Source organism: Curtobacterium sp. MCBD17_040 (genome assembly GCF_003234805.2).
GTDB lineage: Bacteria > Actinomycetota > Actinomycetes > Actinomycetales > Microbacteriaceae > Curtobacterium.
Genome location: NZ_CP126273.1, coordinates 2,543,250 through 2,565,666, shown reverse-complemented (window position 1 = coordinate 2,565,666; position 22,417 = coordinate 2,543,250). Strand labels below are relative to the sequence as shown.

At 72.3% G+C, this 22,417-nt stretch carries 22 protein-coding genes; 13 read left to right on the top strand and 9 right to left on the bottom strand.

The window, feature by feature from the left end; translation table 11 throughout:
* Positions 1-40 precede the first annotated feature (40 nt).
* Positions 41-676: a PH domain-containing protein gene (locus DEI94_RS11995; protein ID WP_111010865.1), complete on the bottom strand. Its 636-nt coding sequence runs from the start codon at positions 674-676 to the stop codon at positions 41-43.
* A 92-nt stretch (positions 677-768) separates the two neighbouring features.
* Between DEI94_RS11995 and DEI94_RS11990 the strand changes: the two genes are divergently transcribed.
* Positions 769-2,544 (top strand): ABC transporter ATP-binding protein, encoded by a 1,776-nt coding sequence (locus DEI94_RS11990; protein ID WP_111027094.1) that lies wholly within the window; start codon positions 769-771, stop codon positions 2,542-2,544.
* A gap of 105 nt (positions 2,545-2,649) precedes the next feature.
* On the opposite strand, the gene DEI94_RS11985 is transcribed toward DEI94_RS11990, so the two are convergent.
* From DEI94_RS11985 to DEI94_RS11975, 3 genes are all read right to left on the bottom strand, one after another.
* Positions 2,650-3,252 (bottom strand): hypothetical protein, encoded by a 603-nt coding sequence (locus DEI94_RS11985; protein ID WP_111027095.1) that lies wholly within the window; start codon positions 3,250-3,252, stop codon positions 2,650-2,652.
* Positions 3,253-3,749: 497 nt separating this feature from the next.
* Positions 3,750-4,229 carry a peroxiredoxin gene (locus DEI94_RS11980; RefSeq protein ID WP_111027096.1) on the bottom strand — a complete coding sequence of 160 codons (480 nt, stop codon included), beginning with the start codon at positions 4,227-4,229 and terminating at the stop codon, positions 3,750-3,752.
* 133 nt (positions 4,230-4,362) lie between these two features.
* Positions 4,363-5,163: a CPBP family intramembrane glutamic endopeptidase gene (locus DEI94_RS11975; RefSeq protein ID WP_111010861.1), complete on the bottom strand. Its 801-nt coding sequence runs from the start codon at positions 5,161-5,163 to the stop codon at positions 4,363-4,365.
* Between the two features lie 86 nt (positions 5,164-5,249).
* Between DEI94_RS11975 and typA the strand changes: the two genes are divergently transcribed.
* The 7 genes from typA to DEI94_RS11940 all read left to right on the top strand — a co-directional run bounded on the left by typA (position 5,250) and on the right by DEI94_RS11940 (position 13,300).
* Positions 5,250-7,172 (top strand): translational GTPase TypA, encoded by a 1,923-nt coding sequence (gene typA, locus DEI94_RS11970; RefSeq protein WP_111010860.1) that lies wholly within the window; start codon positions 5,250-5,252, stop codon positions 7,170-7,172.
* A gap of 113 nt (positions 7,173-7,285) precedes the next feature.
* Entirely contained in the window at positions 7,286-8,479 is a 1,194-nt protein-coding gene (locus DEI94_RS11965) for an amidohydrolase (RefSeq protein ID WP_258378029.1), read from the top strand.
* On the top strand, positions 8,479-9,066 hold the full coding sequence (locus DEI94_RS11960) for a hypothetical protein (protein WP_146249512.1): 588 nt from the start codon (positions 8,479-8,481) through the stop codon (positions 9,064-9,066). Before DEI94_RS11965 ends, DEI94_RS11960 begins: the two co-directional genes overlap by 1 nt.
* A gap of 62 nt (positions 9,067-9,128) precedes the next feature.
* Positions 9,129-10,391: a PIG-L family deacetylase gene (locus DEI94_RS11955; protein WP_111027099.1), complete on the top strand. Its 1,263-nt coding sequence runs from the start codon at positions 9,129-9,131 to the stop codon at positions 10,389-10,391.
* A gap of 37 nt (positions 10,392-10,428) precedes the next feature.
* On the top strand, positions 10,429-10,746 hold the full coding sequence (gene fdxA / locus DEI94_RS11950) for a ferredoxin (protein ID WP_111010856.1): 318 nt from the start codon (positions 10,429-10,431) through the stop codon (positions 10,744-10,746).
* Positions 10,747-10,749: 3 nt separating this feature from the next.
* Entirely contained in the window at positions 10,750-11,898 is a 1,149-nt protein-coding gene (dapC, locus tag DEI94_RS11945; protein WP_111027100.1) for a succinyldiaminopimelate transaminase, read from the top strand.
* Positions 11,899-12,070: 172 nt separating this feature from the next.
* Positions 12,071-13,300: a citrate synthase gene (locus tag DEI94_RS11940; protein WP_258372018.1), complete on the top strand. Its 1,230-nt coding sequence runs from the start codon at positions 12,071-12,073 to the stop codon at positions 13,298-13,300.
* A gap of 142 nt (positions 13,301-13,442) precedes the next feature.
* Here DEI94_RS11940 and dapD read toward each other — a convergent pair whose 3' ends face one another.
* Positions 13,443-14,390, bottom strand: a complete 948-nt coding sequence (gene dapD, locus DEI94_RS11935; RefSeq protein ID WP_258374939.1) for a 2,3,4,5-tetrahydropyridine-2,6-dicarboxylate N-succinyltransferase — start codon at positions 14,388-14,390, stop codon at positions 13,443-13,445.
* Positions 14,391-14,604: 214 nt separating this feature from the next.
* Here dapD and dapE point away from each other — a divergent pair, with 214 nt between their 5' ends.
* The 4 genes from dapE to DEI94_RS11915 all read left to right on the top strand — a co-directional run bounded on the left by dapE (position 14,605) and on the right by DEI94_RS11915 (position 18,120).
* On the top strand, positions 14,605-15,687 hold the full coding sequence (gene dapE / locus DEI94_RS11930) for a succinyl-diaminopimelate desuccinylase (protein WP_111027101.1): 1,083 nt from the start codon (positions 14,605-14,607) through the stop codon (positions 15,685-15,687).
* Positions 15,672-16,916, top strand: coding sequence for a hypothetical protein (locus DEI94_RS11925; RefSeq protein WP_111027125.1), 1,245 nt, complete (start codon positions 15,672-15,674; stop codon positions 16,914-16,916). The genes dapE and DEI94_RS11925 overlap by 16 nt, the downstream gene beginning before the upstream one ends.
* A 106-nt stretch (positions 16,917-17,022) precedes the next feature.
* A complete protein-coding gene (locus DEI94_RS11920; RefSeq protein ID WP_111010852.1) occupies positions 17,023-17,193 on the top strand; it encodes a DUF3117 domain-containing protein in 171 nt (56 codons plus the stop codon).
* A gap of 204 nt (positions 17,194-17,397) precedes the next feature.
* A complete protein-coding gene (locus DEI94_RS11915; RefSeq protein WP_111010851.1) occupies positions 17,398-18,120 on the top strand; it encodes an AAA family ATPase in 723 nt (240 codons plus the stop codon).
* Here the strand turns inward: DEI94_RS11915 and DEI94_RS11910 are convergent, their stop codons facing one another.
* Positions 18,121-18,753 (bottom strand): O-methyltransferase, encoded by a 633-nt coding sequence (locus DEI94_RS11910; protein ID WP_111027102.1) that lies wholly within the window; start codon positions 18,751-18,753, stop codon positions 18,121-18,123.
* Positions 18,754-18,815: 62 nt separating this feature from the next.
* On the opposite strand from DEI94_RS11910, the gene DEI94_RS11905 reads away from it, so the two are divergent.
* Complete coding sequence (locus DEI94_RS11905) at positions 18,816-19,175, top strand: twin-arginine translocase TatA/TatE family subunit (RefSeq protein WP_111010849.1); 360 nt, start codon at positions 18,816-18,818, stop codon at positions 19,173-19,175.
* Between the two features lie 110 nt (positions 19,176-19,285).
* Here DEI94_RS11905 and DEI94_RS11900 read toward each other — a convergent pair whose 3' ends face one another.
* From DEI94_RS11900 to DEI94_RS11890, 3 genes are read right to left on the bottom strand one after another with little or no spacing between them, the layout of a single operon-like run.
* Positions 19,286-20,467 carry an Mrp/NBP35 family ATP-binding protein gene (locus DEI94_RS11900; RefSeq protein WP_111027103.1) on the bottom strand — a complete coding sequence of 394 codons (1,182 nt, stop codon included), beginning with the start codon at positions 20,465-20,467 and terminating at the stop codon, positions 19,286-19,288.
* Positions 20,460-21,005, bottom strand: a complete 546-nt coding sequence (locus DEI94_RS11895; protein WP_111013692.1) for a DUF1003 domain-containing protein — start codon at positions 21,003-21,005, stop codon at positions 20,460-20,462. The genes DEI94_RS11900 and DEI94_RS11895 overlap by 8 nt, the downstream gene beginning before the upstream one ends.
* A gap of 52 nt (positions 21,006-21,057) precedes the next feature.
* Positions 21,058-22,386, bottom strand: coding sequence for a magnesium transporter MgtE N-terminal domain-containing protein (locus tag DEI94_RS11890; RefSeq protein ID WP_111010847.1), 1,329 nt, complete (start codon positions 22,384-22,386; stop codon positions 21,058-21,060).
* Positions 22,387-22,417: the final 31 nt, after the last annotated feature.

The window sequence follows — 22,417 nt, the reverse complement described above, 5'->3', positions numbered from 1 at the left end:
CCTGGTCCTGACCGTCAGCGGTCGCGGAGCCGCGCGGGCGTCACTGCGCGGCGATCGCGAACCAGCCGCCGACGCCCGTCGCCACGAGCAGGGCGATCGTCACGACGTGCAGGCGCACGGGGACGGCGACCGTGTCGGCGACGCCAAGTTCGATCCGACCGGACTCGCGCAGGCCGTCCCAGTGCTCACGCACCAGGTACGCCGCGTCGCCGGACTCCGTCGACAGCAGGTCACCGGCGCTGCGTTCGCCGGGCGCGGTGGTCGGGGTCAGTCCGACTCGGCCGTGGCGCTGGTTGCGGCGCCGCGCGAGGGCGACGCCCGCTCGGCCGGGCGCGGGGGCCGCCCAGGCGGCGACCTTGCGGTGCGGCGTGACGAGCGTCAGCGCGAAGCGGGTGTCGACGTGCACGAGCGCCGCCCACGGGACGTCGGCGGTGTGGAACACGTTGACCACCTCGACGCCGTCGTCGTCGACGACCAGGCGCGGGTGCCAGAGCGCGGTCCAGCCGAGCAGTCCGCCGAACGCCGCGGGCACGAGGCCGAGCCAGCGGTGCCAGTCGTGGCCGTTCGCCACGCCAGCGGCGAGCAGCGCCGCCACGATGACCCAGAGGGCGATCGCCAGCACGCGGTTGAATCTCGAGACGAACACGGTGCGCGGATCCGGCGCGGGGGAGACCATGCGGCCATCGTCGCAGGTCGCCACAGCGCTCCGCACATCGTCAACACCAACCACGCGGTCGCCTCGTGCGGCCGGGAAAGGACCGGACGTCGATGAGCACGAGCACGCCCGCCTCCGCGACTGCCACCCGGACCACGGTCGGTGCGCCGATCGTCGAGGTCACCGACCTCGACGTCGACTTCGCCGTCGACGACTACTGGACCCCCACGGTCAAGCACCTCAGCTACGAGATCCGCTCCGGGGAGGTCCTGGCGCTCGTCGGCGAGTCCGGTTCGGGCAAGTCGGTCAGCTCCATGTCCATCCTGGGGCTGCTGCCCAGGAACGCCCGCGTCAACGGCTCGGTCCGCTTCCAGGGCACCGAACTGCTCGGGCTCCGTCCGGCGCAGATGCGGGACTACCGGGGCAAGGAGATCGCGGTGATCTTCCAGGAGCCGATGACCGCTCTGAACCCCGTGTTCACGGTGGGCTCGCAGATCGTCGAGACGCTGCGGATCCACTACGGGATCTCGCCGAACGAGGCACGCGACCGCGCGATCGAGCTCCTCGCCATGGTCGAGATGCCCGACCCGCAGAAGGCGTTCGACTCGTACCCGCACCAGCTCTCCGGCGGTCAGCGTCAGCGGGCGATGATCGCGCAGTCGATCTCGTGCGATCCGAAGCTCCTCATCGCCGACGAGCCCACGACCGCGCTCGACGTGACGGTGCAGGCCGAGATCCTCGACCTGATCCGTGACCTCGCGGGCAAGCTCGGCAGCGCGGTCCTGCTCATCACGCACGACATGGGCGTCGTCGCCGACCTGGCGGACCGCATCGTCGTCATGCGTCAGGGGGAGGCCGTCGAGACCGGCACGGTCGCCACGGTCTTCGCGGACCCCCGCCACGAGTACACCCGGACGCTGCTCGACGCCGTGCCGCGGCTCGGGCAGGCCGGTGGCGAGGCCATCGACGTGACCGAGACGCTCGAACACGTCGTCGAGTCGGACGAGCCGGTCGCCGTCGTGCACCCCGTGCACCACGACGTGCCCGAGGTCGGCAAGCCGGTCCTCGCGTTCGACGACGTCGTGATCGAGTACCCGGGCCGCGGGCGCGTCAAGGCGTTCCGTGCGGTGGACCACGTCGACCTCACGGTGCACGAGGGCGAGGTCGTCGGTCTCGTGGGCGAGTCCGGCTCGGGCAAGACGACGCTCGGTCGCGCGGCGATCGGGCTGCTGCCGATCACCTCGGGCCGTCTCGACGTCACGGGCGTGGACCTGTCGAAGTCCACGCGGTCGCTCGTCCGTCAGGTGCACAAGAACGCCGGCATCGTGTTCCAGGACCCGGCGTCGTCGCTCAACCCGCGGATGACCATCGGGCAGTCGATCGGTGAGCCGCTGCTGCTCGCGAAGGGCATCAAGGGCGGCGCGCTCAACCGCGAGGTCGAGTCCCTGCTCGACAGCGTCCGGCTGCCGCGCGCCTACGCGACCCGCTTCCCGCACGAGCTGTCGGGTGGGCAGAAGCAGCGCATCGGCATCGCCCGGGCACTGGCGCTGAAGCCCGCACTCCTCATCGCCGACGAACCGACGAGCGCGCTCGACGTGTCCGTGCAGGCGACCGTCCTCGAGCTCCTCAAGGACCTGCAGCGCGAGTTCCGCTTCGCGTGCCTCTTCATCACGCACGACCTCGCCGTCATCGACGTGCTGGCGGACCGGATCGCGGTGATGCACCACGGCAAGCTCGCGGAGTTCGGCACGCGTGACCAGATCCTGCGTGACCCGCAGGACCCGTACACGCAGCGCCTCATCGCCGCCGTCCCGCTGCCGGACCCGGAGGTCCAGCGCGAGCGTCGCGAGCTGCGCCGGGCGATCCTGGCGGCCGGCGCGGACGCCTGACGGGAGGCCCTGGTCGGGCCTCCCCGTCCGGTTCCGGTGGCGCACCGGGCCGGACCGGGAGGCCCGGTTCCGATGTGCGCGCCGGGCCGGACCGGGAGGCCCGGTTCAGATGCGCGCGCCAGCCATCGACCCGAGCAGGCCGAGCGCGATGAGCGCCACCACGCTCCAGCCGTGCACGCGGTGCTCGATCCGAGCGGGCGTGACCTCGGCGGGCGGCGGGCCCTCCAGGGGCGCCGGGGACGGGACGAAGGCCCGGAGGCGGTCCGCCGCCTCGGCGACGGTGAGGGTGGTCTCCGCGGCCTGCGCCGGCCCTCCCGGTCCGAGCGGTGCGACGGGGGTCAGGCGGAGACGCGCGGTGGGCCGCGGGGCGATCCACGTGCGGCGGTCACCCTCGCTCGTGACGACCTCCAGGCCGAACCGTGATCGGACCTCGAGCACACGGCCCCACGCGATCCGCGTCGTGCGACGGACGTCGACGACCACGACGCCGTCGGCGGTCGCGAGCACGCGGGGACGCCAGAGAGCGGTCCAGGCGAACCACGCCGTGAACGCGGACGGGGCGGGGACGAGCAGCAGTGCGCGGGGGCCGTCGGTGATGAGCCCGATGGGCACGAGGGCGACGGCGACGATCCAGAGGGCGACGGCGAAGCGGCGCATCCCGGGCGCGACGAGCCGGAACGGGACGGGGTCGTCATGCGGCACGCTCACGCTCCCATGGTCGCAGACACGAGTGGCCGCTGCACCGGCGATGACGTACCCGTCGTCATCGCCGGTGCTGCGCCGGACGCTCCCGGACGACCTACCCGTGGTCGTCGTGGGAACGGAGCCGACAGCTGCGGTTCCTGCCGTACCCGTCGGCGGGGGCCGCAGCGGTCTGCGGATTCCTCCTTGCAGTGCTGCGTGTTGCGGTGGAGCATGCGGTGCGGGTCCCTGAGTGGGGAGAGGTCTCCCCGGGGACATTCTGCCGAGCGGGCGTGACACGCACCGCGAACCGGAGAAAGACCCGATTCCCCGGGGAGACAGTCCTGAAGGAGGATGACTCTCCGATACCAATTAACGGGTACCCCCCGTTCGGGTGTCAAGCCCCCCGGTCGAAGACGTCATCCCGGGCGCGCCGTGTCCAGTGGAACACCGCGCGTCGGCGGTGCCGCCCCAGCGGAGCGGTGGGCGCCGGAACGGGGGTGAACCGGTTCCGGTCCTGGCCCTCAGGCGACGAGCGCCTCGACGTGCTCGCGGATGGTCGAGGCCTTCGGGAACCGCATGCCGACGAGGCCGACGTGGCGCCACCGCACGACCCCGTCCGGGCCGATCACGAACACCGAGCGCCGGACACCGATGCCCGGGGCCTGGACACCGTACGCACGGACGACCTCGCCCGCGGTGTCGGCGAGCAGCGGGAACGACAGCGAAGCCCCGCGGGCGAACGCCTCGTGCGAGTCGAGTCCTTGGCGACTGACCCCCCAGACGATGGCCCCGAGCTCCAGGAACTCGTCGAGCTCGCGTTCGTAGCTGCACATCTGCGCCGTGCACACGGGCGTCGCGTCCCCGGGGTAGAAGGCGAGCACGACGGTCCGGCCGATCTGCGCGCGCAGCGAGTAGGCGTCGTCGGTCCGCTCTCCGCGGCGCAGGAGCGTGCCGGGGAGGGTGAAGTCGGGAGCCAGCTCGCCGACGCCGGGGATCGCCATGCCTCCACGCTAGGCGTCCTCGGGCGCTCACTGGACCGCTGACCTGCGAAACCCCCTCGATCTGGGGGCCGTCGCCGGCGTCTCGGCCGATCCGATGCGCGGTCGGTGGGCGCCGAACCGATCGACGGAGCGGTCAGTGCGCACCGAAGAGGTGTGGGAACGCCGACGCGACGTACGGGTAGCCGACGAACACCGCGGCGTCGAGCAGGCAGTGCGTGATCACGAGCGGCAGGAGCCGCCCCCACCGCGTGTACACCCAGCCGAACACGATGCCCATCACGGCGTTGCCGACGAACGCGCCGAAGCCCTGGTACAGGTGGTAGCTGCCGCGGAGGACCGCCGTCGACGTGATCACCGTCCAGCGGCCCCACCCGAGCCGGCCGAGGCGCTCGTACAGGTAGCCGACGACGATCACCTCCTCTTGCAGGCCGGAGCGGATCGCCGACAGCAGGAGCACCGGGACCGTCCACCAGTACGTGCCGAGCGCGGTGGGCACGACGTCGACCGTGATGCCGAGCGCCCGTCCGGCGAAGTACAGGCCGAGCCCCGGGACGCCGATGAGCAGGGCCAGGCCAGCGGCGCCCCCGAGGTCCGCACGCGGGCGGAAGCGGTCGATCCCCAGCCGCGCCAGGTGTGGTCGCGCGCTCCGCCAGAGCAGGAACGCGACGAGCGCGACCGGCGCCAGGTCCACGGCGACGCCGATGAGCTGGTCGAGCAGGTCGAAGAGCGAGCGGTCGTCCTGCGACGTGTTCAGCGTCGTCGTCTGCGACGCCAGCGCCGTGGTCTTCGTCAGGTCGTCGACGATCTCGACGATCGAGTACACGGCGCTCGCCCCGAGTGACAGGGCGAGGACGATGACGACCTCGGCGGCAAGCCGGCCGCGGGACGTCGGCGGAGCGGTGTTCGCGGTGGGCGTGTCGACGTCCTCGTCCAAGGTCCCTCCGGGTCGTCCGCGCCCGGTAGACTCGGACGCCGGGCATTCTGCCCGATCCTCTCCCTCACGCTCTAAGGAAGTCCTGTATGGCGCTCGCCACCCGGTCCGACCTGCGCAACGTCGCCATCGTGGCACACGTCGATCACGGCAAGACCACCCTGGTCGATGCCATGCTCACGCAGACCAACTCGTTCGACGCCCACTTCGAGGGCGAGGACCGGATGATGGACTCGAACGACCTCGAGCGCGAGAAGGGCATCACCATCCTCGCGAAGAACACCTCGGTGCTCTACAACGGGATCCACGCGGCCGAGTTCAACGACGGCGGACGCATCACGATCAACGTGATCGACACCCCGGGCCACGCCGACTTCGGTGGCGAGGTCGAGCGCGGCCTCTCGATGGTCGACGGCGTCGTCCTGCTCGTGGACGCGTCCGAGGGCCCGCTGCCCCAGACGCGCTTCGTGCTCCGCAAGGCGCTCGCGGCGAAGCTCCCCGTGATCCTGCTGGTCAACAAGACGGACCGTCCCGACTCGCGCATCGACGAGGTCGTCGCCGAGTCCCAGGACCTCCTGCTCGGGCTGGCGTCGGACCTCTCGGACGAGGTCGACGACCTCGACCTCGACGCCATCCTCGACGTCCCGGTCGTCTACGCGTCCGGCCGGAACGGTGCCGCGAGCCGCAACAAGCCCGCCGACGGCACCCTGCCCGACAACGACGACCTCGAGCCGCTGTTCGAGGCGATCCTCCAGCACGTCCCGGCACCGACGTTCGACGACACCCACCCGCTGCAGGCGCACGTCACGAACCTCGACGCCTCGCCGTTCCTCGGTCGTCTCGCGCTGCTCCGCATCTTCCACGGCACCATGAAGAAGGGGCAGACGGTCGCGTGGGTCAAGCACGACGGTTCCGTCGTCAACGCCCGCATCACGGAGCTCCTCATCACGAAGGCGCTCGACCGGTTCCCCGCCGAGTCGGCCGGTCCGGGTGACATCGTCGCCGTCGCCGGGTTCGACACCATCACCATCGGCGAGACCCTGACCGACCCCGAGGACGTCCGCCCGCTGCCGACCATCACGGTCGACGATCCCGCGATCTCCATGACGATCGGCACGAACACGAGCCCGCTCGTCGGGAAGGTCAAGGGGCACAAGCTCACCGCGCGCATGGTCAAGGACCGCCTCGACCGCGAGCTCGTCGGCAACGTCTCGCTCCGGGTCGTCGACATCGGCCGTCCCGACGCGTGGGAGGTCCAGGGCCGCGGCGAGCTCGCCCTGGCGATCCTCGTCGAGCAGATGCGGCGCGAGGGCTACGAGCTCACGGTCGGCAAGCCGCAGGTCGTCACCCGGCGTGACGAGAACGGCAAGCTCCAGGAGCCGTACGAGCACATGACGATCGACACGCCCGAGGAGTACCTCGGCGCGATCACGCAGCTCATGGCCGCGCGCAAGGGTCGCATGGAGAACATGACGAACCACGGCACGGGCTGGGTGCGCATGGAGTTCATCGTCCCGTCGCGTGGGCTCATCGGCTTCCGCACCGCCTTCCTCACCGAGACCCGCGGCACGGGCATCGCGAACGCGATCTCGCACGGGTACGGCGAGTGGGCCGGCCCCATCCAGACGCGCGTCAACGGCTCGATCGTCTCCGACCGCGCCGGCGTCGTGACCCCGTTCGCGATCACGAACCTCCAGGAGCGGATGACGTTCTTCGTCAACCCGACCGAGGAGGTCTACGAGGGCATGGTCATCGGCGAGAACTCGCGCGCCGACGACATGGACGTCAACATCACCAAGGAGAAGAAGCTCACGAACATGCGGTCGTCCACGGCCGACACGTTCGAGTCGATGACGCCGTCCCGGCAGCTCTCGCTCGAGGAGTGCCTCGAGTTCGCGCGCGAGGACGAGTGCGTCGAGGTCACCCCCGACGCCGTCCGGATCCGCAAGGTCGAGCTCGACGCCCAGTCCCGGGCCCGGGCCACGGCGCGCCTCAAGCGCCAGGACGCCTGAGCCGCGGTCCCTCCGCACACGACGACGCCCGTCGGCCCCTCCGGAGCCGGCGGGCGTCGTCGTTCCCGGACGAGATGCCCGTCGCGTCGACGGCAGCCGGTTACGGTTGTCGGGTGACGACGCTCCCGCTGTTCGACATCTACCGCGACCTGCACGCGCACCCCGAGCTCGCGTTCGCCGAGCACCGGACCGCCGGTGTCGTCGCGGACCACCTCCGATCGCTCGGCCTCGAACCGACCACGGGGGTCGGTGGCACGGGCGTGGTCGCGGTCCTCGAGAACGCTGCCGGCCCGGTGGTGTGGCTCCGCGCCGACATGGACGGCCTGCCGGTCGAGGAGCGAACGGGCCTGGCGTACGCGAGCGTCCACACCGCCGTCGACGAGGACGGCTCCGAGACCCGCACGATGCACGCCTGCGGTCACGACCTGCACATGACCTGGCTGCTCGGTGCGCTCGAGCGGCTCATCGCGACGCGGGACTCGTGGGCGGGGACCGTCGTCGCGGTGTTCCAGCCGGCCGAGGAGGTCATCGGCGGTGCCCGCGCGATGGTCGACGACGACCTGGTCGATCGCGTCCCCCGCCCCGACGTCGTGCTCGGGCAGCACACCGCGCCCGAGCCGGTCGGACGGGTGACGGTCGGGTCCGGGCCGGTGATGGCCGCGAGCGACCGGTTCACGATCACCTTCCGCGGCCGGGGCGGCCACGGCTCCGCGCCGCAGACGACCCGTGACCCGGTGGTCGCCGCCGCGTCGGCGGTCGTGCGGCTGCAGTCGGTCGTCGCCCGGGAGGTCGGTCCCCGGCAGGCCGCGGTCGTCACCGTCGGCAGCATCCACGGTGGCACCCGCGCCAACATCATCCCCGACGAGGTGACGATCGAGGTGAGCACGCGTGCCCAGACCGACGACACCCGGCACCAGGTCGAGCAGGCGGTGCGCCGGATCGTCGCGGCGGAATCGGCGGCGGGCGGCCTCGACGAGCCGCTCGTCCGGGTGCGGCCGGGCGCGAACGTCCTCGTGAACGACGCCGACGCCGCCGGGCGCGTGCTGGCCGCCCTCGAGGGGGTCGTGCCGTCGCTCGTGGCCGGTGACTCGGTGCTCGGCATGGCGAGCGAGGACGTCGGCGACCTCGCGACGGCGGCCGAGGCCCCCATCGTGTACTGGTTCACGGGCACGACGGACCCGGCGCTGTTCGCCGACGGCGCCGAGGTCCCGACGAACCACTCGCCGTTCTTCGCCCCGCTCGCCGAGGCGTCGATCCCGGTCGGGGTGGACGCCTTCGTCGCGGCGACCCGGGCCTGGCTCGCCTGATGTCGCGCACGCCGCGTTCCGGTCGGGCGCATCGCCGTGCGGCGCGACCGCGGGTCGTGCCGACGGCCGCGGTCGTGGCGGTCCTCGCCGTCGGGCTGACGGGTTGCGCCGGGATCACCGACCACGTCTCGGGGGTCGGGACGGCAGTCGCGTCGTCGGTGGCGTCGGGCGTCCGGTCGGGCCTCCAGGGCGTCACGGGCGGTGCGATCCAGCGCGGGATGCGGCAGGTGGCCGGCGGCATCGACGGCGCGCTCGACGCCGCCCTGCGGGGCGCGGCGGTGACGACCGACGGTGCGGTCCCCGCCGGGTTCCCGACCCACGCCGTCCCGCTCGTCGACGGCACGGTCCTCGGCGGGGGGAGCGGACCCGCCGGGTCGGGCTGGGTGGTGCAGGTCCGCGTCGCCTCGGTCGCGGAGTTCACGACGGCACACGCTCGGCTCACCGCGGACGGCTTCGCGGACGGTGCCGTGCGGAGCGACGCCCGCAGCGCGTTCGGCCTCTTCCGGAGCGACCGGTACCGCGTGGTGCTCGCCTTCTCGACCGGCCACGACGGCGTGACCGCGACGTACATCGTCACCCCGCGCTGACCGCCGTCCGGCGGCGCTCCACCACCGAGCCGATCCCAGCCGATCCCGTACCCTGGGTGGCGATGTCCACGCCCACCCCGGCGACGCGCCCCGAGCGTGTCCTGTTCGTCCACGCCCACCCCGACGACGAGACGTTGGCGACCGGGGGCACGATCGCGACCCTGGTCGAACTCGGTGCCGACGTGACGGTGCTCACCGCGACGCGGGGTGAACGCGGCGAGATGCTCACGCCGGCGCTCGCGCCGCTCTTCGGCGACGCGCCCCGGGTCGCCGCGCACCGCGAGACCGAGATCGCGGCCGCGCTCGCCGCGCTCGGCGGGCCTCGGCACCTGTGGCTCGGCGGCCCCGGCGCCCGTCCCACGGACCTGCCGCCGCGTCGGTACAGCGACTCCGGCATGCGGTGGGCCGCGGACGGGCGGGCGACGGCCGCCGAGGACGCGCCGGCCGACTCGCTCACCACGGCGGACCTCGGGGAGGTCGTCGACGACGTGCGCGCGGCGATCCGCTCGACGGGTGCCGATGCCGTGGTCAGCTACGCGGACGACGGCGGGTACGGACACCCGGACCACGTGCGGGTGCATGCGGCTGCCCGGTACGCCGCCCGTGCCGAGGACGTCCCGTTCTCGACCATCGTCGACGCCGACAGCGGTCAGGCCGACCTCGTCGTCGACGTGCTGCCGGTGCGCCCCCGGGTGCGTGCCGCGCTCGAGCAGTACCGGAGCCAGCTCACGGTCGATCCCCTCGACCCCGAGCAGCCCGAGCGCCTGACGTACGTCATGCCGCACGGCGCACGGCTCGAGGCGCCCGCGCGCGAGGGCTTCCGGCACGACGCGCCACCCGCAGCGCCGGCGGCGCAGACGTTCGCCGAGCACGGCCGGGGGGTGCAGTCACTGCTCGTCGTCGCCGCGCTCGCAGCGGGGGCCGTGGTCGGCGGCCTCGGCACGATCACCCACCAGCAGACCCTGGGGAGCCTCCCGGTCGGCATGGTGATCACGACGCTGCTCGTCGCGTGCCTGCTGCTCGGCGTCCGGCTCGTCTTCCGCTCCCGGTGGATGGTGACGGCGGCGGCGCTCGGGGTCCTGCTCGTCACCCAGGTGCTCGTGGCGGTCGGCGGGACGAGTTCGCCGCTCGTCCTCGCGAACACGGCCGGGTACGTGTGGACGTTCGGGCCGGCCGTGATCGCGATGCTCGTGCTCGCGTGGCCGTCGTTGCCCCCTCGCGGCGCTCCGCCGGCGGGCACGGTCCCCGCCGACGGCCGAGAGCGCGGTCCGGCCGCCGTCGACGCCACGGCGCCGACGGCGGGGACGCCCACCCGCCCGGAGTAGACTCGACGCTGCCGCCTCGAAGGGACACCGAAGAACCGTGACGTACGTGATCGCCCAGCCCTGTGTGGATGTCAAGGACCGCGCCTGCATCGACGAGTGCCCGGTCGACTGCATCTACGAGGGCGACCGCTCGCTCTACATCCACCCCGACGAGTGCGTCGACTGCGGTGCGTGTGAGCCGGTGTGCCCGGTCGAGGCCATCTACTACGAGGACGACCTCCCCGAGGAGTGGGCGGACTACTACAAGGCGAACGTCGAGTTCTTCCAGGAGATCGGGTCTCCGGGCGGCGCCGCCAAGGTCGGTGTGATCCATCAGGACCACCCGGTCGTGCTCGCCGAGCCGCCGCGGGGCTGACCCGTGCCGCTCGACCTGCCGGACTTCCCCTGGGACCAGCTCGCCGCCGCGAAGGATCGCGCGGGCGGCCATCCGGACGGCATCGTCGACCTGAGCGTCGGGTCGCCCGTGGACCCGACGCCCGAGCTCGTCCGTCGCGCTCTGGCCGACGCCACGGACGCCCATGCCTACCCGCAGGTGGCCGGGACCCCCGCGCTGCGCGAGGCCATCGTCGCCTGGTACGGCCGACGCCAGGGGATCACCCTGACGACGGACGAGGTCCTGCCGACGATCGGGTCGAAGGAGTTCATCGCCGGACTCGCGCTGTGGCTCGGCATCGGCGCCGGTGACACGGTCGTGTTCCCCGAGGCCGCCTACCCGACCTACGAGCTCGGCGCGGCCCTCGTCGGCGCCGAGGCGTTGGCCGCCGACGACCCCGCGTCCTGGCCGGCGTCGACGAAGCTCGTCTGGCTCAACTCGCCGGGCAACCCCGACGGCCGCGTGCTGTCGATCGAGGAGCTCCGGGTCGCGGTCGAGCGAGCCCGTGCCCTCGGCGCGGTCATCGCGGGCGACGAGTGCTACGCGGAGCTCGGGTGGGAGCCGCCGTACGACGACACCCCGACGCCGAGCATCCTCGACCCCCGCGTGGTCGGTGACACGCACGACGGCGTGCTCAGCGTGTACTCGCTGAGCAAGCAGTCGAACCTCGCCGGCTACCGCGCCGGCTTCGTGGCGGGTGACGCGCGGGTGCTGGCCGAGGTCCTGGCCGTCCGCAAGCACACCGGCATGATGCCCCCGGCGCCGGTGCAGCAGGCGATGATCGTCGCGCTCGCCGACGACGCCCACGTCCGCGAGCAGAAGGCGCGGTACGCGGGACGGCGCGACCGCCTGGCGTCGGCACTCGTGGCGGCGGGCTACCGGATCGACCGCAGCGAGGCCGGGCTGTACCTCTGGGCGACGCGCGGCGAGGACGCCTGGACCACGGTCGCGGCGCTCGCGGAACTCGGGATCCTCGTCGCGCCAGGCACGTTCTACGGCAGTGCTGGTGGTTCGCACGTGCGCATCGCCCTCACCTCGACCGACGAGCGCATCGATGCCGCGGTCGTGCGGTTGCGGTCGTCCGGGACCGGTCCGGTCGCCGACCACGCGGCGGAGTCGCCGGTTCCGCGCTGACGGGCGCCGGGCCTCCCGTGCGCGTGCGCCACGGTCGTCGGTTTAGGCTGTCGTCGTGACTGACACTGCCAATGACGCTCAGAAGGCGGCCACACTGCCCTCGACCGGCACCCCGGACGAGGCGGCACCCACCGCGGTCCTCCACTACCCGGGAGGCACCGCTGAGTTCCCGATCCTGCGCAGCACGGACGGTGCGTCCGCCATCGACATCGCGACGTTGACGAAGCAGACCGGCTTCACGACGCTCGACTACGGCTTCGTGAACACGAGCGCGACGAAGAGCTCGATCACCTACATCGACGGCGAGCAGGGGATCCTCCGGTACCGCGGGTACCCGATCGAGCAGATCGCGGCGAACTGCACGTACCTCGAGGTCGCTTGGCTCCTCATCTACGGCGAGCTCCCCACGGCGGACGAACTCGCGGCGTTCGACGACCGCATCCGGCGGCACACGCTGCTGCACGAGGACCTCCGGCGGCTCTTCGACGCCCTGCCGCACTCGGCGCACCCGATGTCCGTCCTGTCGAGCGCGGTGAGCGCGCTGTCGACCTACTACGAGGACGACATGGACGTCGACGACCCCGAGAAGGTCGAGCTGCAGACCGTCCGCCTGCTCGCCAAGCTCCCCGTGATCGCGGCCTACGCGCACAAGAAGAGCATCGGGCAGGCGTTCCTGTACCCGGACAACCAGCTGAGCTTCGTCGACAACTTCCTGCGGCTCAACTTCGGCACCATGGCCGAGCCGTTCGAGGTCAACCCGGTCCTGTCGAAGGCGCTGGAGCGGCTCCTCATCCTGCACGAGGACCACGAGCAGAACGCGTCGACGTCCACCGTGCGACTCGTCGGCTCGACGAAGGCGAACATGTTCGCGTCGATCTCGGCGGGCATCAACGCCCTCTACGGTCCGCTGCACGGTGGTGCGAACGAGGCCGTGCTCGAGATGCTCGCGAAGATCCGTGACTCGGGCGAGCCGGTGTCGCGGTTCGTCGAGCGTGTGAAGAACAAGGAACACGGCGTCAAGCTCATGGGCTTCGGGCACCGGGTCTACAAGAACTACGACCCCCGGGCCAAGCTCGTCAAGGAGTCCGCCCACGAGGTCCTCGAGGCACTCGGGGTGCAGGACGACCTGCTCGACATCGCCATGGAGCTCGAGGGCATCGCGCTCGCGGACGAGTACTTCGTGTCGCGGAAGCTGTACCCGAACGTCGACTTCTACACGGGCGTCATCTACAAGGCGATGGGGTTCTCGCCGCGGATGTTCACCGTGCTGTTCGCGATCGGCCGGCTGCCCGGGTGGATCGCCCAGTGGCGCGAGCTCAACACCGACCCGCAGAACAAGATCGGTCGGCCGCAGCAGCTGTACCTGGGCCACCCGAAGCGCGACCTGCCGCCCCGCGGCTGACCCCGGCCGCGCGTCCCGGCCGCGCGTCCCGGCCTCCGCGGCCCCGGGGTTCCGGGGTCCGGGTTCCGGGACATCGCACTCGTTGCCGTTCTGTCCGCGGTCAGAACGGCAACGAGTGCGATGTCAGGGAGATCGGGCGGCGTCAGGCGTGCAGCGCCGCGTTGAGCTGGATGCCCGTGCCCGAGCGGGGCAGGGCCTCCACGGCACCGGTCCGCGAGTTCCGGCGGAAGAGCACGTTCGGCGCGCCGGACAGCTCGACGGCCTTCACCGTCCGGGGCGTGCCGTCCGGAGCCGGAGCGGCGCCGACGAGCGTGACCTTCGTGCCCGCCGTGACGTACAGGCCCGCCTCGACGACGGAGTCGTCCCCGAGCGAGATCCCGAGCCCCGCGTTCGCGCCGAGGAGCGCGCGGTCCCCGATGCGCACGCGCTGGGTGCCGCCGCCGGAGAGCGTCCCCATGATGGAGGCGCCACCACCGATGTCGCTGCCGTTCCCCACCACGACGCCCTGCGAGATGCGGCCCTCGACCATGGCGTCGCCGAGGGTGCCCGCGTTGAAGTTGACGAAGCCCTCGTGCATGACGGTCGTGCCCGGGGCCAGGTGCGCGCCGAGCCGGACGCGTGCGGCATCCGCGATGCGGACGCGGTCGGGCACGACGTAGTCGAGGAGCCGGGGGAACTTGTCGATCGCGTGGGCGACGATCCCGGCCCGCTGCAGTGCCGGTCGGAGTCGCGGGAAGTCGTCGGCGGCGACCGGACCCGCGTTCGTCCAGACCACGGTCGGCAGGTGCGCGAACACGCCGTCGAGCGCGATCGTGTTCGGCCGCACGAGCAGGTGGCTGAGCAGGTGGAGCCGGAGGTACGCATCCGGGGTCGAGGCGGGCGCGGCGTCGAGGGTGATCTCGACGGTCGTCACCGTGAGCCGGACGCCGCGGCGCGGGTCGTCGCCGGCGGCCTCGGTGAGGTCGGCGGGGACGGCACCGTCCGTGCCCTCCGGCCGTCGGCCGAGCCGCGGCGCCGGGAACCACGTGTCGAGGACCGTGCCGTCCGCGGCGATCGTCGCGAGACCGTGCCCCCACGCGTGTGTCGGCACCCGGTCGTCGCCGACGGCGTCCGGGTCACGCTGCTGGGCGTCGGTGCTGCTGCTCGATTCGGTCACGGGCACCAGGGTAGCGGCGCCCCTCCGTCCGTCCGCGGACCGTCCGGACGGGAGGCCCGGCCCCCCTCAGCCGCTCGTCCTGCGTGTCCACGCGGGCGGTCGCGGGCCTCCCGGTCGGGTGCCGGGGCGGCCCCGCTAGGCTGCCCCCATGCCCGTCGCCACGCTGGACCTGACCGCTTCGTCCATCGACATCACGCGCGCGATCTGCGACATCGAGTCCGTGTCGGGGAACGAGGGCGGACTGGCGGACGTCATCGAGGCCGTGCTCACGCCGCTGGACCACCTCGAGGTCGTGCGCGACGGCGACGCGATCGTCGCGCGGACGCAGCTGGGCCGTGATCGACGCGTCGTCATCGCCGGGCACATCGACACCGTGCCGCTCAACGCCAACCTGCCGACGCAGACCCGGGCCGAGGACGGCGCCGAGGTGCTGTGGGGCCGGGGCACCGTCGACATGAAAGGCGGGTGTGCCGTCCAGCTCAAGCTCGCGCACGACCTCGTCGACCCCACCGTGGACGTCACCTGGGTCTGGTACGACCACGAGGAAGTGAGCGATGCCCTGAACGGCCTCGGGCGTCTCGCCCGCACGCGGCCCGAGCTGCTCGCCGGGGACTTCGCGATCCTCGGCGAACCGTCGAACGCCCAGATCGAGGGCGGATGCAACGGCAACCTCCGCGCCGAGGTCCGTGCCTACGGCCAGCGGTCGCACAGTGCCCGCTCTTGGATCGGCGACAACGCGATCCACAAGATCGCCGGGGCGCTCGACCGTCTCGCCGCGTACGAACCCCGCACGGTCGAGGTCGACGGTCTCGAGTACCGCGAGGGCCTCAACGCCGTCGGGATCACCGGCGGCATCGCGGGCAACGTGATCCCCGACGAGGTCATGCTCCACGTCAACTACCGCTTCGCGCCCTCGCGCTCTGCGGACGAGGCCGTGGCGCACGTCACCGAGCTGTTCGACGGGTACGACGTCACGATCGTCGACCTCGCCGCCGGTGCGCGCCCCGGGCTCGACGCGCCGCTCGCGCAGGAGTTCGTCGCCGCGGTGGGCGGCGCCGCCCCGAAGCCGAAGTACGGGTGGACGGACGTCGCCCGCTTCTCGGCGCTCGGCGTGCCCGCCGTCAACTACGGCCCGGGCGACCCGGCGCTCGCCCACCACGACGAGGAGCGCGTGCCGGTCGCGCAGATCACCGCGGTCGAGGAGGGCCTCCGGCGGTGGCTGACGGCCTGACGACCGCGAGGCCGGAGCGGGAGCGCCCGCGACGGCCCGTCCGGGTCCGGCTGCTCGTGCAGTACCGGATGGTGCCGTGGTGGCTCCGCGTCACCGTCGTGTACGTCCTCGCGCGGATCGTGACAACGGGGCTGCTGGCGGCGTTCGCGCGCGTCCAGACCCAGAACTCGTTCACGCTGGCGTCGCCGCACTACCTCGACTTCGCGACCATCTGGGACGGCCGCTGGTACGCCCTCATCGCGCAGACGGGATACCCGGCGACGCTGCCGATCGGGACCGACGGCGCCGTGACGGAGAACGCGTGGGCCTTCATGCCCGCCTACCCGTTCCTCGTCCGCGGCCTCATGGTGGCGACCGGAGCGGGGTACGCGGTCGTCGCGGTGACGGTCTCGGTGCTGTTCGGATGGGGAGCGGCCCTGCTCTTCCGGCGTCTCGTCGGCCGGTTCCTGCCCGAGGGCACGGCGACCTTCGCGACCGTGCTGTTCTGCGTGGCCCCGGTGTCCACGATGTTCCAGGTCGCGTACGCCGAGTCGATGGGGGTGTTCCTCCTGACGCTCGCGTTGTGGCTGCTCGTCACACGTCGGTTCTGGTGGATGCTGCCCGTCGTGGTCGTCCTCGGGTTCACCCGACCGACCGGCCTGGCGATCGCCCTCACGATGTCCAGCTACCTCGTGCTGCGGTTCGTGCGGCGCAGTTCCGCGGACCCCCTGTCGCTGCGCACGGCGGTCCCTCCGGCGGTCGTGGCCGTGGTCGCGGGGCTCGTCGGCCTGGCATGGCCGACCATCGCGTGGGCGGTCACCGGTGTGCCGAAGGCGTACACCGACACCGAACTCGCCTGGCGGCAGTCGTACATCGGCCGACACGAACTCGTGCCGTTCGCCCCGTGGATCCAGGGGTTCGACTGGTGGTTCCACGAGCCCGCGGGCGGCGTCCTGCTCGTGCTCGTGCTCGCGGGGTTCGCCGGGTTCCTCCTCATGCCGGCCGCGCAAGCGATCGGACCCGAGCTGCGGATCTGGTCGGCGTCGTACTTCGTGTACCTGCTCGCGGTGTTCTTCCCGCAGTCGAGCACCTGGCGCATCCTCATGCCGCTCTTCCCGATGCTCGCGATCGTCGCCCGCCCTCGGTGGGTGACGTACCGCGTCGCCGTGGTGGCCGTCTCGATCGCGCTGCAGGTGGCGTGGATGTACTTCTGCTGGTGGATCAACGGGTACGACTGGACGCCGCCGTGATCCGGCTCCCGGGGCGGTTCGGGGTACGTCGAGCTGGATGGTTTCGCAGATCGGCCCTCCGTGCCGGATAATGGAGGGGCATGTACTGCACGAAAGGGGACATCTGATGGCAGCCATGAAGCCGAGGACCGGTGACGGGCCGATGGAGGCTGTTAAGGAGGGTCGACTCATCATCGTGCGGGTTCCGCTCGAGGGTGGAGGCCGTCTGGTCGTCTCGGTCAACGATGCCGAGGCGAAGGAACTCCACGACGCACTCGCCGAGGTCGTCTCGGTGTAGTCGTCACGACGCACCACACGAACCGCTCGGGTCCTCGGATCCGGGCGGTTCGTCGTCTCCGCCGCCGGATCGCCGTCGCCGGGCCGCTCGGATCGCCGTCGCCGCGCCGCTCGGATCGCCGTCGCCGGGCCGCTCGGATCGCGCCGTCGCCGCGCCTCCCCGGACGGCGGTCAGCGGGCCTCCCGGATCGGGCAGGATGAGCGCATGCCCGCCTCGCGCCTGCCCGTCCGTCGCATCGAGGAGCGCGGGGGGGACCCCATGCCCCGCGGCGTGTGGCCCGCGACCCTCGCACCGGTCGCGCAGGTCCTCGAGTCCGGGCTCGACCTCGATCGGTGCACGGTCCTCGTCGGCGACAACGGCGCGGGCAAGTCGACGATCGTCGAGGGGCTCGCCATCGCCTTCGGACTGAACGCCGAGGGCGGGTCGACCGGGGCGGTGCACCGCACGCGTGCGTCCGAGTCGACCCTCGGCGACCACCTGCGGCTCGTCCGGGACCCCGGCGCGGAGCGCAACGGCACGTTCCTGCGCGCGGAGACGATGTACGGGTTCTTCACCTACCTGGAGCAGCACCCGGGCGGACGGCCCGAACCGGTGTTCCACGAGCGGAGCCACGGCGAGGCGTTCCTCGACTTCGTCGCCGACCGGTCCACCTGGCCGGGTCTCTGGCTGCTCGACGAGCCCGAGTCGGCGCTGTCGTTCCAGGGGTGTCTCGAGCTCATGCGGCTCATGCAGGACGTCCTGACGGATCCTCGGGCGCAGATCGTGCTGTCGACGCACTCGCCGATCCTGGCGTCGTTCCCCGGTGCGAAGGTGCACGAGGTGGGCGAGTGGGGCATCCGGCCGTCCGCCTGGGAGGACCTCGAGCTGGTCAGGAACTGGCGCGCCTACCTGGACGCGCCGGAGCGGTACCTGCGGCACCTGCTCTGATCAGCTGGTGACCTTCGTCATCTGGAGCAGACCGTCACCGGCGGGCGAGAGCGCGCTCCGGACCGCCCCCGACGTCGAGACCTCGGTGAGCAGCGTGCGGAAGTCCGTGGCGGCACGGTCGCGCTTGGTGGGATCGGCGACCCGGCCGCGCCAGAGGGCGTGGGGGACGAGGACGGTCCCGCCGATCCGCGCGAGCCGCAGCCCGTGCTCGACGTACTCGATGACGTTCTCCGGGTCCGCGTCGACGACGACGACGTCGTACGAGGCCTCGTTCATGCGGGGGAGCACCTGGGCGGCGCGACCGGGGATGAGGCGCACGCGGCTCGGCACGGCACCGGCGTGCAGGAACGCGTCGCGCGCGTACTGCTGGTGGTCCACCTCGACGTCGATGGTCGTGATCGTGGCGTCAGGGGCACCCGCGAGCAGGTACAGCCCCGAGACGCCGAGCCCCGTCCCGATCTCGATGATGCCCGTGGCGCGGGACGCCGCCGCGATGACGCTCATCTGGGCGCCGACGGCGGGGGACACCGCTTCGACGCCGAGCTCGAGGGAGTGTTCCCGCGCACGGGCCACGACCTCGGGCTCCGCGACGATGTCCTCCGCGAACTTCCAGTTCGACTCTTTCTCTGACACGCACACTCCTCGGCCATCAACTCTACGGGTGACCTGACCGCCGGAGGCGTTACCCTTCTCCCGTGTCCATCTCGTTCGACAAGATCCTCGTCATCGGGATCATTGCCGTGTTCCTGTTGGGCCCGCAGCGACTCCCGATGTACGCGCAGAAGCTCGCGCAGTTCGTCAAGATGCTCCGCGGCCTGGCCGACACCGCGAAGACCCGCATGCGGGACGAGATGGGGCCGGACTTCGACGACATCGAGTGGCAGAAGCTCGACCCGCGACAGTACGACCCCCGGCGCATCATCCGTGACGCGCTGTTGGCCGACTCCGTGGGCGAGACGCCGCAGCCGATCACCCCGCCGGCGGTCCGGGCGACCGCGCCCGTCGAGACCCTTGAGGCGGGCGAGGCGGCGCCGTACGACGGCGAGGCGACCTGACCCGAGCCTCCCGCCGCCGGGACGCACCGCTCGCATCCGGTCGAACCGCGTGATCCCGGTGTTCGACCGGAACCCAGCGGTGCGACCGCGCCGACGCCCCGACGAGCGGGTCACCGCACGCCGAGCCCGAGCTTCCGGCCCGCCAGACCGCGGCCCATCCCGACGAGACGGTCCGCGACGGCGGTGAGCGCCACGGCAGCGGGGTCCTCGGGGTGTGCCGCGACGACCGGGACGCCGGCGTCCCCGCCCTCGCGCAGCGCCACCGACAGCGGCACGCTCCCGAGCACCGGCACGGGCTCGTCCTGCCCGACGGACAGCCGTCGGGCGGTCTCGGCACCGCCGCCCGACCCGAAGAGCTCGAGGACGCTGCCGTCCGGCTGCACGAGGCCGGCCATGTTCTCGACGACACCGACGACCCGCTGACCGGTCTGGCGCGCCACGACGCCGCTCCGCTCGGCGACGTCCGCCGCCGCCGCCTGCGGTGTGGTGACGACGAGGACCTCGGCGTGGGGCAGCAGCTGCCCGACCGAGATCGCGACGTCACCGGTGCCGGGCGGCAGGTCGAGGAGGAGGACGTCGAGGTCGCCGAACCACACGTCGGTGAGGAACTGGGTGATCGTGCGGTGGAGCATCGGCCCCCGCCAGGCCACGGCCGTCGAGGCGTCGTCGACGAACATCCCGATCGAGACGACCTTCACGTCGTGGGCCACCGGCGGCAGGATCATGCTGTCGACCCGCGTCGGCCGCGGCGCCCGCCCACGCTCGTCGGTGAGCCCGAGGAGGCCCGGCACGCTGAACCCGTGCACGTCCGCGTCGAGGACGCCGACGCGCAACCCGCGGCGGGCGAGCGCCACCGCGAGGTTCACGGTGACGGTCGACTTGCCGACGCCGCCCTTGCCGCTCGTCACGGCGACGACGCGGGTGAGGGTCTCCGGGGTGAACTGCACCCCGCGCGGGCGCCCCGCGCGCAGCCGCTCCGTCAGGGCCGACCGCTGGGCCGGGGACATCACGGACAGGTCGACGACGACGTCGGCCACGCCGGGCACGCTCGCGGCGGCCGCGCGGACGTCGCGCTCGATGGTGTCGGCGGCCGGGCACCCCACGATCGTGAGCTGCAGGTCGACCCGCACCGTGCCTCCCGGCTCGGCGTCGACACTCCGGACCATGTCGAGTTCGGTCACCGGCCTGCGGATCTCCGGGTCGAGCACACGACCGAGCGCGGCCACGACGGCACCCCCGAGCGCGACGTCACCGGTCGTCGCGGGTCGGCCGGGAGGCGCGACCTCAGCCATGCAGACCGCTCGCCGCCGTCTCCTGTCCGGCCTTCGCGGCGGCGTCGGCGGCGTCGGACGCCGCCGCTGCGGCCGCGGCGGCCGCTGCCTCGTCGCGACGATCGAGTTCCTCGAGGAGCGACCGGAGCTCGGAGCGGATGAAGTCCTTCGACGCCATGTCCCGGACGGCCAGGCGCAGCGCGACGACCTCGCGGGCGAGGTACTCGGTGTCCGCGAGGTTCCGCTCGGCGCGCTGCCGGTCCTGCTCGAACTGCACGCGGTCGCGGTCGTCCTGCCGGTTCTGCGCCAGCAGGATGAGGGGTGCCGCGTACGACGCCTGCAGTGAGAGCACGAGCGTCAGCGCGGTGAACCCGATCGCTGCGGAGTCGAACTGCCAGGCCGCCGGGGTGAGCGTGTTCCAGCCCATCCAGACCACGACGAACAGCGTGAGCCCGACGAGGAACCACGGGGTGCCCATGCCGCGGGCGATCGCCTCGGTCAGTCGGCCGAAGGCGTCCCCTCGGCCGCGGCGTCGGCTCGGCAGCACCCGCGTCCGCATGCCCTTCGGCGAGTCGAGGCGGAGCTCGTTGCGGTCGGTGCGGCGACGGTCGTCATCTCGTGCTCGTGCCACCTGTGGTCCTCCTTCCGGCTGTCACCGGGGTCCTGCGCGTGCGTTGCCGTGGTCTGGAGGCCGGGCCGGAGGGCCCGTCCTGACTTCGCCAGTCATCCGGCAGGACGTGGTCGAGGACGTCGTCGATCGTCACCACCCCGACGAGACGGTGGGCGTCGTCGACGACCGGGACGGACACGAGGTTGTAGGTGGCCATGATCCGCGTGACCTCGGCCGCGCTGGCGTCGACGCGGACGGGCTCGAGCTGGGTGTCGACGAGCGTGCCGAGGCGCTCGTTCGGCGGGTACCGCAGCATGCGCTGGAAGTGGACGAAGCCGAGGAACCGTCCGGTGGGCGGCTCGTACGGCGGCAGGGTGACGCACACCGCGGCGCCGAGCGCGGGAGCGAGCTCGTGTCGGCGGATGAGTGCCAGACCCTCGGCGACGGTCGCGTCGGCCGAGACGATCACCGGTTCCGTCGTCATGAGCCCGCCGGCGGTGTCCGGCGCGTACTCGAGGAGCATGCGGACGTCGGAGGCCTCTTCCGGCTCCATGAGCTCGAGCAGGGCCTCGCTCCGCTCGTCCGGCATCTGCGCGAGGACGTCCGCCGCGTCGTCCGGCTGCATCTGGTCGAGGACGTCGGCCGCGCGGGCGTCCTCGAGGCCCGAGAGGATGGCGATCTGCTCCTGGTCCGGCATCTCCTCGAGCACGTCGGCGAGACGGTCGTCGGGGAGTTCGCCCGCGACCTCGAGTCGGCGCTCGGCGGGGAGGTCGAGCAGTGTCGAGGCGAGGTCGGCCGGCAGCAGGTCGGAGTAGGCGGCGATGACGTGCTCGGCCGACTGGGACTCGCCGGGGAGCGTGTCCTCCTCGGTGACCTCGTTCCAGGACGCGAACGTCGTCGGGCCCTTGCCGAACGGCGAAGGGGTCGTCTTCGGCTTGCGGAGGAAGAGCTGCGCGACCTCCCAGTCACCCTGGCCGCGGTCCTCGATCGCGACGTCCTCGATCGTGGCGCGGACGCGGTCCCGCGTCACGAGCACCCGGCGACCGAGCATCTCGGCGATGACCCGGACCTCGCCCCCGCGCTGCTCGAAGCGACGCATGTTGACGAGCCCGGTCGTGATGACCTGTCCGGCGCCGATCGAGGTGATCCGGCCGATCGAGACGAAGATGCGGCGCTTGCCGGGGACCTCGACGATGAGCCCGACCACCCGGGGCGGATCCGCTCGGCGGTAGACGACGAGGACGTCACGGACGCGGCCCACGCGATCGCCCGCGGGGTCGAAGACGGAGCACCCGGCCAGGCGGGCGACGAAGACCTTCGTGGCGCTCACCCGTCCAGCGTAGTCGCTCGCACCTGGTTCA